The organism is Citrobacter sp. U14242 (assembly GCF_046555775.1).
Classification (GTDB): Bacteria; Pseudomonadota; Gammaproteobacteria; order Enterobacterales; family Enterobacteriaceae; genus Citrobacter.
The window spans coordinates 263061-277544 of the sequence record NZ_JBKGLW010000007.1; the positions used below are offsets into that span (position 1 = coordinate 263061).

At 54.0% G+C, this 14484-nt stretch carries 11 protein-coding genes; 3 read left to right on the top strand and 8 right to left on the bottom strand.

Annotated elements, in window-relative coordinates:
* Positions 1–26: 26 nt before the first annotated feature.
* The 8 genes from panC to thpR form a co-directional block, all read right to left on the bottom strand.
* On the bottom strand, positions 27–878 hold the full coding sequence (panC, locus tag ACLJXE_RS13865) for a pantoate--beta-alanine ligase (protein WP_410751184.1): 852 nt from the start codon (positions 876–878) through the stop codon (positions 27–29).
* 125 nt (positions 879–1003) lie between these two features.
* On the bottom strand, positions 1004–1795 hold the full coding sequence (gene panB / locus ACLJXE_RS13870; RefSeq protein ID WP_286630785.1) for a 3-methyl-2-oxobutanoate hydroxymethyltransferase: 792 nt from the start codon (positions 1793–1795) through the stop codon (positions 1004–1006).
* 120 nt (positions 1796–1915) lie between these two features.
* Positions 1916–2407: a 2-amino-4-hydroxy-6-hydroxymethyldihydropteridine diphosphokinase gene (gene folK, locus ACLJXE_RS13875; protein WP_410751217.1), complete on the bottom strand. Its 492-nt coding sequence runs from the start codon at positions 2405–2407 to the stop codon at positions 1916–1918.
* Positions 2408–2517: 110 nt separating this feature from the next.
* The gene (gene pcnB, locus ACLJXE_RS13880) at positions 2518–3912 is read right to left on the bottom strand and encodes a polynucleotide adenylyltransferase PcnB (protein ID WP_212734722.1); all 1395 of its coding nucleotides are present in this window, start codon (positions 3910–3912) and stop codon (positions 2518–2520) included.
* 71 nt (positions 3913–3983) lie between these two features.
* Positions 3984–4880, bottom strand: coding sequence for a tRNA glutamyl-Q(34) synthetase GluQRS (gene gluQRS / locus ACLJXE_RS13885; RefSeq protein WP_410751185.1), 897 nt, complete (start codon positions 4878–4880; stop codon positions 3984–3986).
* A gap of 72 nt (positions 4881–4952) precedes the next feature.
* Positions 4953–5408: an RNA polymerase-binding protein DksA gene (dksA, locus tag ACLJXE_RS13890; protein WP_003829221.1), complete on the bottom strand. Its 456-nt coding sequence runs from the start codon at positions 5406–5408 to the stop codon at positions 4953–4955.
* A 177-nt stretch (positions 5409–5585) separates the two neighbouring features.
* Positions 5586–6290, bottom strand: coding sequence for a DNA/RNA nuclease SfsA (sfsA, locus tag ACLJXE_RS13895; protein WP_410751186.1), 705 nt, complete (start codon positions 6288–6290; stop codon positions 5586–5588).
* A gap of 15 nt (positions 6291–6305) precedes the next feature.
* Positions 6306–6836: an RNA 2',3'-cyclic phosphodiesterase gene (thpR, locus tag ACLJXE_RS13900; protein ID WP_410751187.1), complete on the bottom strand. Its 531-nt coding sequence runs from the start codon at positions 6834–6836 to the stop codon at positions 6306–6308.
* Between the two features lie 73 nt (positions 6837–6909).
* Here thpR and hrpB point away from each other — a divergent pair, with 73 nt between their 5' ends.
* The 3 genes from hrpB to fhuA all read left to right on the top strand — a co-directional run bounded on the left by hrpB (position 6910) and on the right by fhuA (position 14445).
* A complete protein-coding gene (hrpB, locus tag ACLJXE_RS13905) occupies positions 6910–9339 on the top strand; it encodes an ATP-dependent helicase HrpB (RefSeq protein WP_410751188.1) in 2430 nt (809 codons plus the stop codon).
* Positions 9340–9419: 80 nt separating this feature from the next.
* The gene (mrcB, locus tag ACLJXE_RS13910; protein WP_410751189.1) at positions 9420–11963 is read left to right on the top strand and encodes a bifunctional glycosyl transferase/transpeptidase; all 2544 of its coding nucleotides are present in this window, start codon (positions 9420–9422) and stop codon (positions 11961–11963) included.
* Positions 11964–12195: 232 nt separating this feature from the next.
* On the top strand, positions 12196–14445 hold the full coding sequence (gene fhuA / locus ACLJXE_RS13915) for a ferrichrome porin FhuA (RefSeq protein ID WP_286630791.1): 2250 nt from the start codon (positions 12196–12198) through the stop codon (positions 14443–14445).
* The last annotated feature ends 39 nt before the right edge of the window (positions 14446–14484 follow it).

Here is a 14484-nt window from a genome sequence, read left to right on the forward strand (position 1 = left end):
GGCATTTGCCGGTATTTGTGAATATATCAGGCAAGCTCAACGCTTTTATTGTCGATCAAACGTGCCTGACCCAGCCATGCGGCGACCAGAATCACTGCGCGTTGGCTGCTTTCAGTCAGTTCCAGCAGTGTGTCGGCATCGCGGATCTGAATATCGTCGGCACGGAAACCTTTTTCATTCAGCTCCTGCGCGGCAATAGCAATAATCTCTTCCAGATCGCGCTCGCCGGCCTGTAATTTTTCGCCAATGCGGCTCATCACTTTGTACAAGCCTGGGGCGATTTTACGCTGCTCTGCCGTTAGATATCCGTTACGTGAGCTAAGGGCTAAGCCGTCTTTGGCGCGAATAATAGGCACACCGACGATCTCAATGTCATAACCCATATCCGCAACCATTTTGCGGATCAATGCTAACTGCTGGAAATCTTTTTCGCCAAAGCAAGCAACATCCGGCTGGATCAGATTGAACAGTTTGCTGACGATGGTCGCGACACCACGGAAGTGCCCTGGACGGCTAGCGCCTTCCAGCATAGTAGACAGCCCCGGAACCTCGACATAGGTTTGTGAATCGGTCCCTTGCGGATAGATCTCAAGTGCTGCCGGCGCAAAGACATAATCCACTTTGCGTTTGTTCAGCTTCTCACAATCTTCCTGCAGTGTTCGCGGGTAGCGCACCAGATCGTCCGGTCGGTCAAACTGCATCGGGTTGACGAAAATACTGACGATCACCACATCAGCCTGAGCTTTTGCTTCATCGACCAGCTTCATGTGACCGTCGTGTAGATTGCCCATGGTGGGAACCAGCGCCACACGTTTACCTTCCTGGCGCAGACGGCGAATATGCTGGCGCAGCAGCGGCAGGGTTTCAATAATTAGCACACCTTGACTCCTTTAGTTGCCTGAGGGTCTGTAGGCCAGAGAAGCCGTTTGCGCCGCCATCCGGCAACGTGCGCCGAACCGCCTGATGGCGCTACGCTTATCAGGCCTGCATCTCGTCAGAAAATTTAGTGGAAGCTATGTTCTTCGCCCGGGTATACGCCGGATTCCACCTCAGCAATATACTGCCGCACAGCAGCACGCATGTCGCCTGCTTCGGCAAGGAAATTCTTCGCAAATTTCGGGATATGTCCGCCGGTAATGCCAAACGCATCGTGCATCACTAAAATCTGACCATCAGTCACATTACCTGCGCCAATACCGATCACCGGAATAGATAGCGCTTCGGTGATGCGTTTTGCCAGTTCAACGGGAACGCATTCCAGTACCAGCAATTGAGCGCCAGCCGCTTCCAGTGCCAGTGCGTCATCGAGTAGCGTTTGTCCGGCATCACCACGGCCTTGTACCTTATAGCCGCCAAAAATGTTGACGGACTGCGGGGTCAGCCCCAGATGACCGCAAACCGGGACCGCGCGTTCGGTCAGCATTTTCACTGTATCGACCAGCCATGCGCCGCCTTCAATCTTGACCATATTGGCACCCGCGCGCATCACAACCGCTGCGTTTGCAAAGGTTTGTTCTGGCGTAGCGTAGGCCATAAACGGGAGATCGGAAAGCAGCAGACAGTTGGGTGCCCCGCGACGCACAGTGCGAGTATGGTAGGCAATATCGTCAACAGTGACTGGCAGGGTAGAGTCATGACCCTGAATCGTCATCCCCAGTGAATCCCCCACCAGCATCACATTGATACCTTCGTCGGCAAATAGTTTCGCGAAGCTGTAGTCGTAGGCCGTAATCGTCGCGAAGTGTTTCTTCTCTTGCTTGTATTTTTGCAGCAATGAGATTGTTGTCGGTTTCATAACATTTCCTGATGGTGAAAGTCATATTTAACGGCATTCTAGCAGTCACATTCAGGGGGGCAATTGATTTAAGCAATCGTTTGGCGAGAAAGCAGTAAACGCTAAAGGGGAAGGATTACTTTACCAGTGTGCAGGTTTTGCTGCACCGAGTTGGGAGCGGTGTTGATGCAGGCTGGTTCCGTCCGGGAAGGTCAGTTCAGGTGCGATTTCAAACAGTGGCCACAGCATAAAGCCGCGGTTTTTCATATCGTAGTGCGGTACGGTCAGACGTTCGGTGTTAATCACTTCATCACCAAACAGCATGATGTCGAGGTCCAGCGTACGCGGGCCCCAGCGTTCGGCTTTACGCACACGGCCCTGCTGCAACTCAATGCGTTGGGTATGATTGAGTAACTCTTCCGCTGCAAGGGTGGTTTCCAGCGCGACGGCGGCGTTGAGGTAATCGGGTTGATCCTGTGGGCCCAATGGCGGAGTGCGGTAGAAGGAGGAGACGGCAACGACCCGGCTGTCAGGGATTTCTCCCAGCGCCTGCACGGCAGCATTAACCTGCTCCAGCGGAGAGGCTAAATTACTGCCGAGCGCAATATATACCCTTCGTCTTTCAAGCTGCATCTGTGTTGGCTTTCCTCGCTCATCCCAGTCACGTACTGATGTACGCTCCTGGGCATTTGCTGTGTCGCCGCCTTGATGCAACCCGAAATCCATTGGGGATACGCGATGGGTCACGCACTTCCCTCACGGCGTGGCGCGCGTTTACGCGGACGACGGTGACGACGACGTTCCGGCTCTTCATCCAGTTCGTTCAGCATGCCTTTTTGTTCAGGCGGAGCTGAAACCTGGAACTCACCCCACCACTGCGCCAGACGCTGCAGTTCGGCATTGTTTTCCACTTCTGCACGCAGCGCCAGCAAATCGTAGGCCGCGCGGAATTTTGGATGCTCCATCAGCTTCCAGGCGCGTTTGCCCTGGCGGCGGGACATGCGTAGCTGAAGCTGCCAGATATCACGGGTGAGTGACGTCAGGCGTTTTGGAATGGCCAGCGAGCGGCACGCTTCGTCCAGTACGTCGTTCATTGCCAGCGCGAAGGCGTCGTAGTAGGCCAGACCGCTTTCCTGGGCAATTTTCTGCGCGGTTTCCAGCAACGGATACCAGAACATCGCTGCAAACAAGAATGCCGGGTTCACGCGCATATCATTGTGGATACGGGTGTCGGTATTCTTTAGTACCTGGGCAATGATGCGTTCCATCGCGCTGTCACCGTCTTCGGTGAAATAGCGGGTGATGGTTGGGAACAGCGGCTGGAACAGGCTGTATTCACGCAATTTTTTATAGGTTTCATAACCGTAGCCCGCCTGTAACAGCTTGAGCGCTTCTTCAAACAGGCGTGCAGGAGGAATATCGTTTAGCAGTGTTGCCAGACGAGGGATCGGCTCTGCGGTTTCCGGGCTGATACGCATATCAAGTTTGGCTGCAAAGCGTACCGCGCGCAGCATACGCACGGGATCTTCACGATAGCGCGTTTCAGGATTACCAATCAGGCGGATAATACCGTCTTCCAGATCCTGCATTCCACCCACGTAATCACGAACGGTGAAATCAGCCACGCTATAGTAGAGGCTGTTGATGGTGAAATCGCGGCGTTGGGCATCTTCTTCGATGGAACCGAAGATGTTGTCGCGCAACAGCATTCCGTTTTGCCCACGCTGTGACGTTGCACGATCGGCTTCGCTGCCTTCATGATGACCACGAAAAGTAGCGACTTCGATAATTTCCGGGCCAAACATGACGTGAGCCAGACGGAAACGACGTCCAACCAGACGGCAGTTGCGAAACAACTTCCGCACCTGATCCGGCGTAGCGTTAGTAGTGACATCAAAGTCTTTCGGTTTTTTGCCCAGCAAAAGGTCGCGCACGCCACCGCCAACCAGCCATGCCTCGTATCCAGCCTTATTAAGCCTGTACATTACCTTCAGGGCATTTTCACTGATATCTTTGCGGGAGATAGAGTGCTGCTCACGCGGGATGACCGTCATATGCGGACGGGCGACGGCAAGCTCGGCCTCGCGCTCCTCGCGGCTTAGCACCTTGCGGCAAAAATTAGCGACTCGGGTAAAAATAGTGCACCTCGGTAGTGTCAAACTTCAGTCAGAACAAGTGTTGCTGTGTAAAAATCGCGGCTAATCATAGCTCAGCATGAGTCATTTGAGAATGCCGGATTTACATTCACTGAACCCGGTACAGTCGTAAGCGTCCAATTTTGCACCGCAGTTTGCAGTAATTCTTCCACACTCAGCGCTTGCCACGGTATTGCAGTGTTCTGACCGAGGAAGCGCAACGCCTTGATGAGAATCGGGCGTGGATCGCCTTGCGGCAGGGCAGGCGCATGATTCTGCTTAGAAAGTTTAGCGCCTTGCTCGTTGAGCGCCAACGGCAGATGAATATAATCCGGTACTTGCCAGCCGAACTGCTGATACAACGAAATTTGGCGTACAGTCGGTTCGATGAGATCTGCACCGCGTACAATCTCAGTTACCCCCTGGAAGTGGTCATCAACCACCACCGCAAGGTTATAAGCAAACAATCCGTCGCGTCGGTGGATAATAAAGTCTTCCCGAGCAAGCTCTGGGTCGGCGTGAATATTGCCGCGCAGCAGGTCGTTAAAGTGTAAAACGGGATGCTGTTGCTTGATGCGTACCGCTGCATTTTCCGGCCCGTGGCGTAACGCGCGGCAATGACCGTCGTAAATCCCGCCAACACGCTGAATACGGGCGCGTGTACAGGTACAGTAGTAGCTTAAATCTTGTTGTTGTAACCAGGCCAGTGCCTCACGGTAGGCGTCATGGCGTTGCGACTGCCACATGATTTCGCCATCCCAGTGCAGCCCGTAATGTTCCAGCTGACGCAGAATCGTCTCTGCAGCACCGGGAACTTCACGAGGAGGATCGATATCTTCAATACGTACCCGCCAGATTCCGCGCTGTGCACGGGCCTGCAGATAACTGCCGAGGGCGGCTACCAGGGAACCAAAATGCAGTTCACCGGAAGGTGAAGGGGCAAAACGGCCAATATAGCGTTTGTCTGTCATGTCTGTGGATAACATAAAAGAAGAAGGCGGGAGAATCTCCCGCCTGTAGTAAACGTGGTACAAATGACGAGATTAACCCGCCATCTGTTTTTCGCGAATCTCAGCCAGCGTTTTGCAGTCGATGCACAGATCGGCTGTCGGACGGGCTTCCAGACGACGAATACCAATTTCTACGCCGCATGATTCGCAGTAGCCGAAATCTTCGTCTTCTACTTTCTTCAGCGTCTTCTCGATCTTTTTGATCAGTTTGCGCTCACGGTCACGGTTACGCAGCTCAAGGCTGAATTCTTCTTCCTGTGCGGCACGGTCAACCGGATCAGGGAAGTTAGCCGCTTCGTCCTGCATATGAGTCACAGTGCGATCGACTTCATCCCTGAGTTGATTACGCCATGCTTCAAGAATACGCCTGAAGTGCGACAGCTGGGCTTCGTTCATATACTCTTCGCCCGGTTTCTCCTGGTACGGCTCCACCCCAGCGATGGCGAGAATACTCAGGGACGATGTTTTACGGTTTTGCCCTTCTTGCATGTTGCTTCTCCTTAACACGCACTATCGATCCCCATGTTCGGGGGAAAAATCAGGTCGCTATAAATAGCAGATGCTTTTCCGGATAGCAATTATCTAAACGTAACACTTGACAACCCTGTGAGGAAAAGCGTATTTGCGCACGCGGCCAGAATACTAATTAACCCGTTGTTTACACCATTACAAGGCAATGGGCAACGGCTCTTTAAGAGTCATACCATGGGCAGAAAGTTCCGCTTTATAAACCAGAATTTCTACCCCCTTTAGCTGTGCTTCAACTAATAACTGCGCATATTTTGCATCGATATGGCGCGCGGGTGAAAACCGTGTAATGGCTGAATGCAGTACCGCGAAAAATATGACGGCACGTTTACCTTCAGCCGCTACGCTCATCAATTCCCGAAGATGTTTCTGACCTCGTTCAGTGATGGCATCGGGAAAATAACCATACTCTTTTTCCGCCAACGTGACTGATTTTACTTCAATATAGCAGTCAGTCCGGGAATCTGCCTGTAACAAAAAATCAATACGGCTGCCTTCAGCGCCGTATTTTACTTCACTTTTCAACACGCTGTAGCCAGAAAGCTCCGCAATGAGTTCATTCTGAATAGCCTCTTTCGTTAAGCGATTGGCCCACAGGGTGTTAACACAAATAAATGCACCAGATTGGGTTTGTGTTAACTCCCAGGTATGTGGATATTTCCGCTTAGTATTTTCTGATGTTGAATACCAGACGGTATCACCAGGGGTTGCGCATCCGGTCATTGCTCCGGTATTTGGGCAGTGTAGCGTCAAGGTTGTACCATCAGGTGTGATCACATCCGCTAAAAAACGTTTATAGCGCTGAATTAGCGTAGCGCGTTGTAAAGGGGGAGAAAATTGCATGAAGAATACCCTTGATTATTTGCTCAGCACCCAGCGTTGCAAGGTTGAATAGCGCGTGCGTCCTCGCTCAAATGTCGAGGCATAAAGCGCAAACTCCGTAACCGGAAATGACCAGCAAAAACCGGGGGGCGGGATGGCGACTGCATGGCTGGCATCGCGCAAGAGCGTGATATGCGGGTGAAAGGGCTGTGGGCTTTGGTAGCACCCGCTGCGTGCAGCCTGCGCTCGCAGCATATTGGCCAGTTGCAATAGCCCGCGTGGCGGCTGGCGCATTCCCAGCCATACGACCCGCGAACGCAGCCATTGCCCTGCATCGTCCAGCCTGAGCGTAAACGCCGGCTGGCGAATGCGTCCGGCCAGCTGTGATAGCGCTTGCTGTTTCTCCGCACTAACATCCCCTAAAAAAGCCAGCGTCAGGTGCAGATTGTCCGCGGCGACCGGGCGGCCCGCTTCCGGTGGAAATTGTGCGGCTCGCCAGTGGATGAGCTGCTCCCGAACCTCAGCAGGCAATTCAATGGCAAAGAACAGCCGTTTTGGCTCAGACATGATGGATACTCGGTTATGAATTAACGCGATGCTACAATGCAGCGCGAAGAATGTTAACCCTCTGGAGTCATTTGTGACGTCATTGCCCGTTGCCGCCATAGTGCCTGAACTGCTTACTGCCCTTGATGCCTCACCGCAGGTCCTGCTGACCGCGCCGACGGGGGCCGGGAAATCGACCTGGCTGCCGCTACAGCTTCTGACGCATCAGGGGATTACGGGGCGCATTATCCTGCTGGAACCGCGTCGTCTGGCGGCTCGCAATGTGGCACAACGACTGGCGGAGTCGCTAAACGAAAAGCCCGGCGAAACCGTGGGTTATCGCATGCGCGCGCAAAATTGCGTTGGGCCGCAAACCCGGCTTGAAGTGGTCACAGAAGGTGTGCTCACGCGCATGATCCAACGCGATCCAGAATTGCAGGGTGTTGGTCTGGTGATCCTTGATGAGTTTCACGAGCGCAGCCTGCAGGCGGATCTGGCACTGGCGCTCCTGTTGGACGTGCAGCAAGGCCTGCGGGACGATTTAAAACTGCTGATTATGTCCGCAACTCTGGACAACGGGCGTTTGCAGCAGCTGTTGCCTGAAGCGCCTACCCTTGTTTCCGAAGGCCGTGCGTTTCCTGTTGAACGGCGCTACCAACCGCTGGCGACGCATTTGCGTTTTGACGAGGCGGTTGCCATTGCCACTGCGGAGTTGCTGCGTAACGAGAGTGGCTCGTTGCTGCTATTTTTACCCGGCGTGGGGGAGATCCTGCGCGTTCAGGAGCAATTGGCAGGCCGCGTGGGCAGCGATATCCTGCTGTGCCCGCTGTACGGCGCATTATCGCTGACCGAGCAGCGACAGGCCATTTTGCCCGCGCCGCCGGGGCGACGTAAAGTCGTACTGGCAACCAATATTGCTGAAACCAGCTTAACCATTGAAGGTATCCGTCTGGTGGTGGACTGCGCTCAGGAGCGTGTGGCGCGTTTTGATGCACGCACGGGATTGACGCGACTGATTACCCAACGCATTAGTCAGGCCTCAATGACCCAACGTGCAGGGCGAGCAGGCCGCCTGGAACCTGGTATTTGTCTGCACCTGCTGGCGAAAGAGCAGGCTGAAAGAGCGACGGCGCAGAGTGAGCCCGAGATTTTACAGAGTGATTTATCCGGTTTGCTGATGGAACTGCTGCAATGGGGATGCACTGACCCGGCACAGTTAAGCTGGCTGGATAGGCCGCCGACGGTCAATTTACAGGCAGCAAAGCGGCTATTACACATGCTGGGCGCGCTGGAGGGCGACAGACTCAGTGCCACCGGACAGAAAATGGCGGCCCTGGGCAACGATCCCCGCTTAGCGGCAATGCTCGTCAGTGCTAACAATGACGACGAAGCGGCAACGGCAGCAAAGCTGGCGGCAATTCTGGAAGAACCTCCGCGCGGTGGGAGTACCGATCTGACAACAGCGTTTTCACGCCACCAGCCCGCCTGGCAACTGCGTAGCCAGCAGCTATTAAAGCGCCTGAATGTGCGGGGAGGCCAGCCTGATAGCGAACTGTTAGCACCTTTACTGGCGCAGGCGTTTGCCGATCGTATTGCCCGGCGCCGTGGTCAGGAAGGGCGCTATCAACTGGCGAACGGGATGGGGGCGATGCTGGATGCTGATGATGCTTCAGCGCGCCATGAGTGGCTTATCGCGCCGCTGTTGCTACAGGGTAGTGCCTCGCCGGATGCTCGCATTTTGCTGTCTTTGCCGCTGGATATCGACAGCGTCATACAGACGTGTCCTGAGCTGCTGCGACAGTCAGATACCATTGAATGGGATGAAAACCAGGGGACGTTGAAAGCGCTGCGCCGAATGCGCATTGGTCAACTGACAGTTAAAGTGCAGCCGCTGGCTAAACCTTCGGAAGAAGAGTTGCATCAGGCCATGTTGAACGGAATTCGCGATAAAGGCCTAAGTGTGCTCAACTGGACGCCGGAGGCTGAACAGTTTCGGTTGCGTCTGCACTGTGCGGCAAACTGGTTGCCGGAGTACGGTTGGCCTGCTGTCGATGATGCTTCGCTGCTGTCGACGCTGGAGAGCTGGCTATTGCCGCATATGAGCGGTGTGCACTCTTTACGCGCGCTCAAAGCATTAAATGTGGCTCAGGCATTGCGCGGTTTACTGGACTGGTCAATGCTGCAACGTCTGGAGAGTTCGCTGCCTGCGCATTACACTGTGCCGACGGGAAGCCGGATAGCCATTCGCTACCACGAGGATAACCCCCCGACACTGGCGGTCAGGATGCAGGAAATGTTCGGCGAAGCGGATACGCCAACCATCGCCGAGGGGCGTGTGCCGTTGGTGCTGGAACTGCTTTCTCCGGCCCAGCGACCGCTGCAGGTCACAAGCGATCTGAGCGCGTTCTGGAAAGGATCGTACCGTGAGGTACAAAAAGAGATGAAAGGGCGTTACCCCAAACACGTCTGGCCGGACGATCCGGCGAATACCGCGCCAACGCGGCGGACTAAAAAGTATTCATAAATTGAGAGATTTCTTCTTCTGTCGTCTGACGGAAGAACAGAGAATCGGGCCTTTGCGCCTGAATGTTGCGGAGAAAAAGCATGGCGGGGAATGACCGCGAGCCAATTGGACGTAAAGGGAAACCGACACGTCCGGTGAAACAAAAGGTGAGCCGTCGTCAACTCAGAGATGACGAGTATGACGACGATTATGATGATGATGACTATGAGGATGAAGAACCGATGCCGCGTAAGGGTAAGGGCAAAGGGCGTAAGCCTCGTGGTAAGCGTGGCTGGTTCTGGCTGCTGGTAAAACTGTCGATCGTCTTTTTGGTGCTGATCGCGATATATGGCGTGTACCTGGACCAAAAAATTCGCAGCCGTATTGATGGTAAAGTCTGGCAACTGCCTGCGGCTGTTTATGGCCGAATGGTGAACCTTGAACCAGAAATGCCCATCGGCAAGAACGAGATGGTGAAGCTGCTGGAGGCGACACAGTATCGTCAGGTCTCGAAGATGACGCGTCCCGGCGAGTTTACCGTGCAGGCGAACAGTATTGAGATGATCCGCCGTCCGTTTGACTTCCCGGACAGTAAAGAAGGGCAGGTGCGTGCGCGTCTGACCTTTGATGGCGATCATCTGGATACCATTGAGAATATGGATAACAACCGCCAGTTCGGTTTCTTCCGTCTCGATCCGCGTTTGATCACCATGCTGTCTTCCCCTAACGGTGAGCAGCGTTTGTTCGTTCCGCGCAGCGGTTTCCCGGATCTGCTGGTGGATACGTTGCTGGCGACCGAAGATCGTCATTTTTACGAGCATGATGGGGTCAGTCTTTATTCCATCGGGCGTGCGGTACTGGCGAACCTGACGGCAGGGCGTACGGTACAGGGGGCCAGTACGCTGACTCAGCAGTTGGTGAAAAACCTGTTCCTCTCCAGCGAGCGTTCCTACTGGCGTAAGGCCAACGAAGCCTATATGGCGCTGTTGATGGATGCGCGCTACAGCAAAGACCGCATTCTTGAACTGTATATGAATGAGGTGTACCTCGGTCAGAGCGGCGACAACGAGATCCGTGGCTTCCCGCTGGCGAGCCTGTACTATTTTGGTCGTCCGGTAGAAGAGCTGAGCCTCGATCAGCAAGCGCTTCTGGTGGGAATGGTGAAAGGGGCGTCGATCTACAATCCGTGGCGTAACCCGAAACTGGCGCTGGAGCGTCGTAACCTGGTGCTGCGTTTGCTACAGCAGCAGCAGATTATCGACCAGGATCTGTATGACATGTTAAGCGCACGTCCGTTAGGCGTGCAGCCACGCGGTGGGGTGATTTCACCGCAGCCGGCATTTATGCAGATGGTACGCCAGGAGCTACAGGCGAAGCTGGGCGATAAAGTCAAAGATCTCTCCGGTGTGAAAATTTTCACCACCTTTGATTCCGTGGCGCAGGATGCGGCAGAAAAAGCGGCAGTGGAAGGCATTCCGGTGCTGAAGAAGCAGCGTAAGTTGAGCGATCTGGAAACGGCGATTGTGGTCGTGGACCGCTTCAGTGGTGAAGTTCGTGCCATGGTTGGCGGGGCAGAGCCGCAGTTTGCGGGCTATAACCGCGCGATGCAGGCCCGTCGTTCCATCGGTTCTCTGGCAAAACCAGCAACCTATCTGACGGCGCTGAGCCAGCCGAAGCTGTATCGCCTGAATACCTGGATCGCCGATGCGCCGATTGCTCTGCGCCAGCCGAACGGCCAGGTGTGGTCCCCACAAAACGATGACCGTCGCTACAGCGAAAGCGGTAAAGTGATGCTGGTGGATGCGTTAACACGTTCCATGAACGTGCCGACCGTCAATCTGGGGATGGCGCTGGGCTTACCTGCCGTCACCGATACCTGGGTGAAACTGGGTGCGCCGAAAGATCAGCTCAATCCGGTTCCGGCCATGCTGCTGGGGGCGTTGAACCTGACGCCAATTGAAGTGGCGCAGGCGTTCCAGACCATCGCCAGCGGGGGTAACCGTGCGCCATTATCAGCACTGCGTTCGGTCATTGCTGAAGATGGGACTGTGTTGTATCAAAGCTTCCCGCAGGCAGAACGCGCAGTTCCGGCGCAGGCGGCATATATGACGCTGTGGACGATGCAACAGGTGGTTCAACGCGGTACGGGTCGTCAACTGGGCGCGAAGTACCCAGGCCTCCATCTGGCAGGGAAAACCGGGACCACCAACAACAACGTGGATACCTGGTTTGCCGGTATCGACGGCAGCCAGGTGACGATTACCTGGGTAGGCCGCGATAACAACCAGCCAACCAAGTTGTACGGTGCAAGCGGGGCGATGTCGATTTACCAGCGTTATCTGGCAAACCAGACACCCACACCGCTTACGCTGACGCCGCCGGAAGATATTGTGGATATGGGCGTCGATTACGACGGTAACTTCGTATGTAGCGGCGGGATGCGTACGCTCCCGGTGTGGACAAGCGATCCGGATTCGCTCTGTCAGCAAGGTGAGGCACAGCAGCAGTCGGGCAATCCGTTTGATCAGTCAACGCCGCAGCAACAGCCTCAACAACAGCAGCAACAGCAACAAGCGCCGCAGCCAGAGAAGAAAGACGGCGACGGTGTGGCTGGCTGGATCAAAGATATGTTTGGCAGTAACTAACCTCTCCCAAAACCCGCTCCGGCGGGTTTTTCTTTTCTCACATCCGGTTCCGGGCAAACAACATTCCAGCCTAATTTATTAACCCTTTCTTTTCATCTGGTTATTTCTTAACCCCTCAGTTTTAGTAGGGGCGCGTATCGCTTGCTATCTCGCCAGCGTTTCGAATATTATGCTCTCGTTATAATAATAATTCTCGTTTACGTTATCATTCACTTTCATCAGAGAAATACCAATGGCGCGTCTTAAAACTGCTCAGCCGAGTTCATCGCTGCGTAAAATCGCAGTTGTGGTAGCCACAGCGGTTAGCGGCATGTCTGTGTATGCACAGGCGGCGGTTCAACCGAAAGAAGAAACCATCACCGTAACCGCAGCTCCTGCCGCACAAGAAAGCGCATGGGGGCCAGCTGCAACCATCGCCGCACGCCAGTCTGCTACGGCGACCAAAACCGATACCCCTATTCAGAAAGTTCCGCAGTCTATTTCAGTGGTCACTGCCGAAGAGATGGCATTGCATCAGCCAAAATCGGTTAAAGAGGCGCTCAGCTACACCCCTGGCGTTGCCGTGGGCACGCGTGGCGCGTCCAATACCTATGACTACCTGATTATTCGTGGATTTGCCGCAGATGGTCAAAGTCAGAATAACTATCTGAATGGCCTGAAGATGCAGGGCAACTTCTACAACGATGCTGTAATTGACCCTTATATGCTGGAGCGTGCTGAAGTGATGCGCGGTCCGGTTTCCGTTCTGTACGGAAAGAGCAACCCGGGTGGGTTGTTGAACATGGTCAGCAAGCGTCCGACAACGGAACCGCTGAAAGAAATTCAGTTCAAAATGGGCACTGACAGCCTGTTCCAGACCGGTTTTGACTTCAGCGATGCGCTGGATGACGATGGTGTGTACTCATACCGTCTGACCGGCCTGGCACGTTCCGCAAATGCTCAGCAGCAGGGCGCAGAAGAACAACGTTATGCTATCGCGCCATCTTTCTCATGGCGTCCGGATGATAAGACGAACTTCACCTTCCTTTCCTACTTCCAGAACGAGCCGGAAACGGGTTATTACGGCTGGTTGCCGAAAGAGGGGACTGTGTCTAAGTTGCCAAACGGTTCGCGTCTGCCAACCGATTTCAACGAAGGTGCGAACAACAATACCTACTCTCGTAATGAGAAGATGGTAGGTTACAGCTTCGACCACGAATTTAACGACACCTTCACCGTGCGTCAGAATCTACGTTATGCGCAAAACAAAGTGTCGCAGAAAAGCGTGTATGGCTATGGTATGTGCTCCGATCCACTTTATACAAAGGATCCGGCAAACAGTCCTTGCGCCAGTGTCCCTCAATCAGATTGGGATCATACGCTGACTCGTCAGTATGTTGACGATAATGAGAAATTGCAGAACTTCGCTGTTGATACCCAGTTGCAGAGTAAATTCACCACCGGTTCTCTGGATCATACCCTGCTGACCGGCGTTGATTTTATGCGTATGCGTAACGATATCGACTCCTGGTTTGGTTGGGCCGGGTCAGTACCTCCGTCCGATATCTATAATCTTGATCGCAGCGACTTCGATTTTGGTTCGCATCCTGGTCCTGGCGCTGCCTACCGTGTCCTGAATAAACAGAAACAGACTGGCCTGTATGCGCAGGATCAGATGCAGTGGGATAAGGTGCTGGTGACTTTGGGCGGTCGTTACGACTGGGCTAAACAGGACTCTCTGAACCGTGTTTCTGGCGTTACGGATTCCCGTGATGATAAGCAGTTCACCTGGCGTGGCGGTGTGAACTATCTGTTCGATAATGGCGTAACACCTTACTTCAGTTACAGTGAATCCTTTGAACCGGCTTCCCAGACGGGGGCAAGCGGCAACATCTTTGCTCCATCTAAAGGTAAGCAGTACGAAGCGGGTGTGAAGTATGTGCCGAGCGATCGTCCGATTGTGTTGACCGGTGCCGTTTACCAGTTGACTAAAACCAACAATCTGATGGCTGATCCGTCTGGTTCGATCTTCTCGGTTGAAGGTGGTGAAATTCGTTCACGCGGTGTTGAAATTGAAGCCAAAGCAGCGCTGTCAGCAAGCGTTAACGTGGTTGGTTCTTATACCTATACCGATGCGGAATACACCACTGACACCAACTACAAAGGCAACACGCCTGCTCAGGTGCCAAAACATATGGCATCACTGTGGGGTGATTACACCATCTATGACGGCGCATTATCTGGCCTGACGCTGGGAACTGGCGCACGTTTAACCGGCTCAAGCTACGGCGATCCGGCAAACTCCTTCAAAGTGGGAAGCTACACGGTAGTGGATGCGTTAGTACGATACGATCTGGCGCGTGTCGGTATGGCGGGTTCCAACGTAGCGTTGCATGTGAACAATTTGCTTGATCGTGAGTACGTTGCCAGCTGTTTCAACACTTATGGCTGTTTCTGGGGCGCAGAACGTCAGGTCGTTGCAACAGCAACCTTCCGTTTCTAATTTCTCTTTGGGCACGCTTTGCGTGCCCGTTTTACAAGT

Bases quoted from the DNA above. Each gene is read 5' to 3' on its own strand.
- panB (WP_286630785.1), bottom strand. From the start codon at position 1,795: ATGAAACCGACAACAATCTCATTGCTGCAAAAATACAAGCAAGAGAAG.
- folK (WP_410751217.1), bottom strand. From the start codon at position 2,407: ATGCAGCTTGAAAGACGAAGGGTATATATTGCGCTCGGCAGTAATTTA.
- gluQRS (WP_410751185.1), bottom strand. From the start codon at position 4,880: ATGACAGACAAACGCTATATTGGCCGTTTTGCCCCTTCACCTTCCGGT.
- dksA (WP_003829221.1), bottom strand. From the start codon at position 5,408: ATGCAAGAAGGGCAAAACCGTAAAACATCGTCCCTGAGTATTCTCGCC.
- sfsA (WP_410751186.1), bottom strand. From the start codon at position 6,290: ATGCAATTTTCTCCCCCTTTACAACGCGCTACGCTAATTCAGCGCTAT.
- thpR (WP_410751187.1), bottom strand. From the start codon at position 6,836: ATGTCTGAGCCAAAACGGCTGTTCTTTGCCATTGAATTGCCTGCTGAG.
- mrcB (WP_410751189.1), top strand. From the start codon at position 9,420: ATGGCGGGGAATGACCGCGAGCCAATTGGACGTAAAGGGAAACCGACA.
- fhuA (WP_286630791.1), top strand. From the start codon at position 12,196: ATGGCGCGTCTTAAAACTGCTCAGCCGAGTTCATCGCTGCGTAAAATC.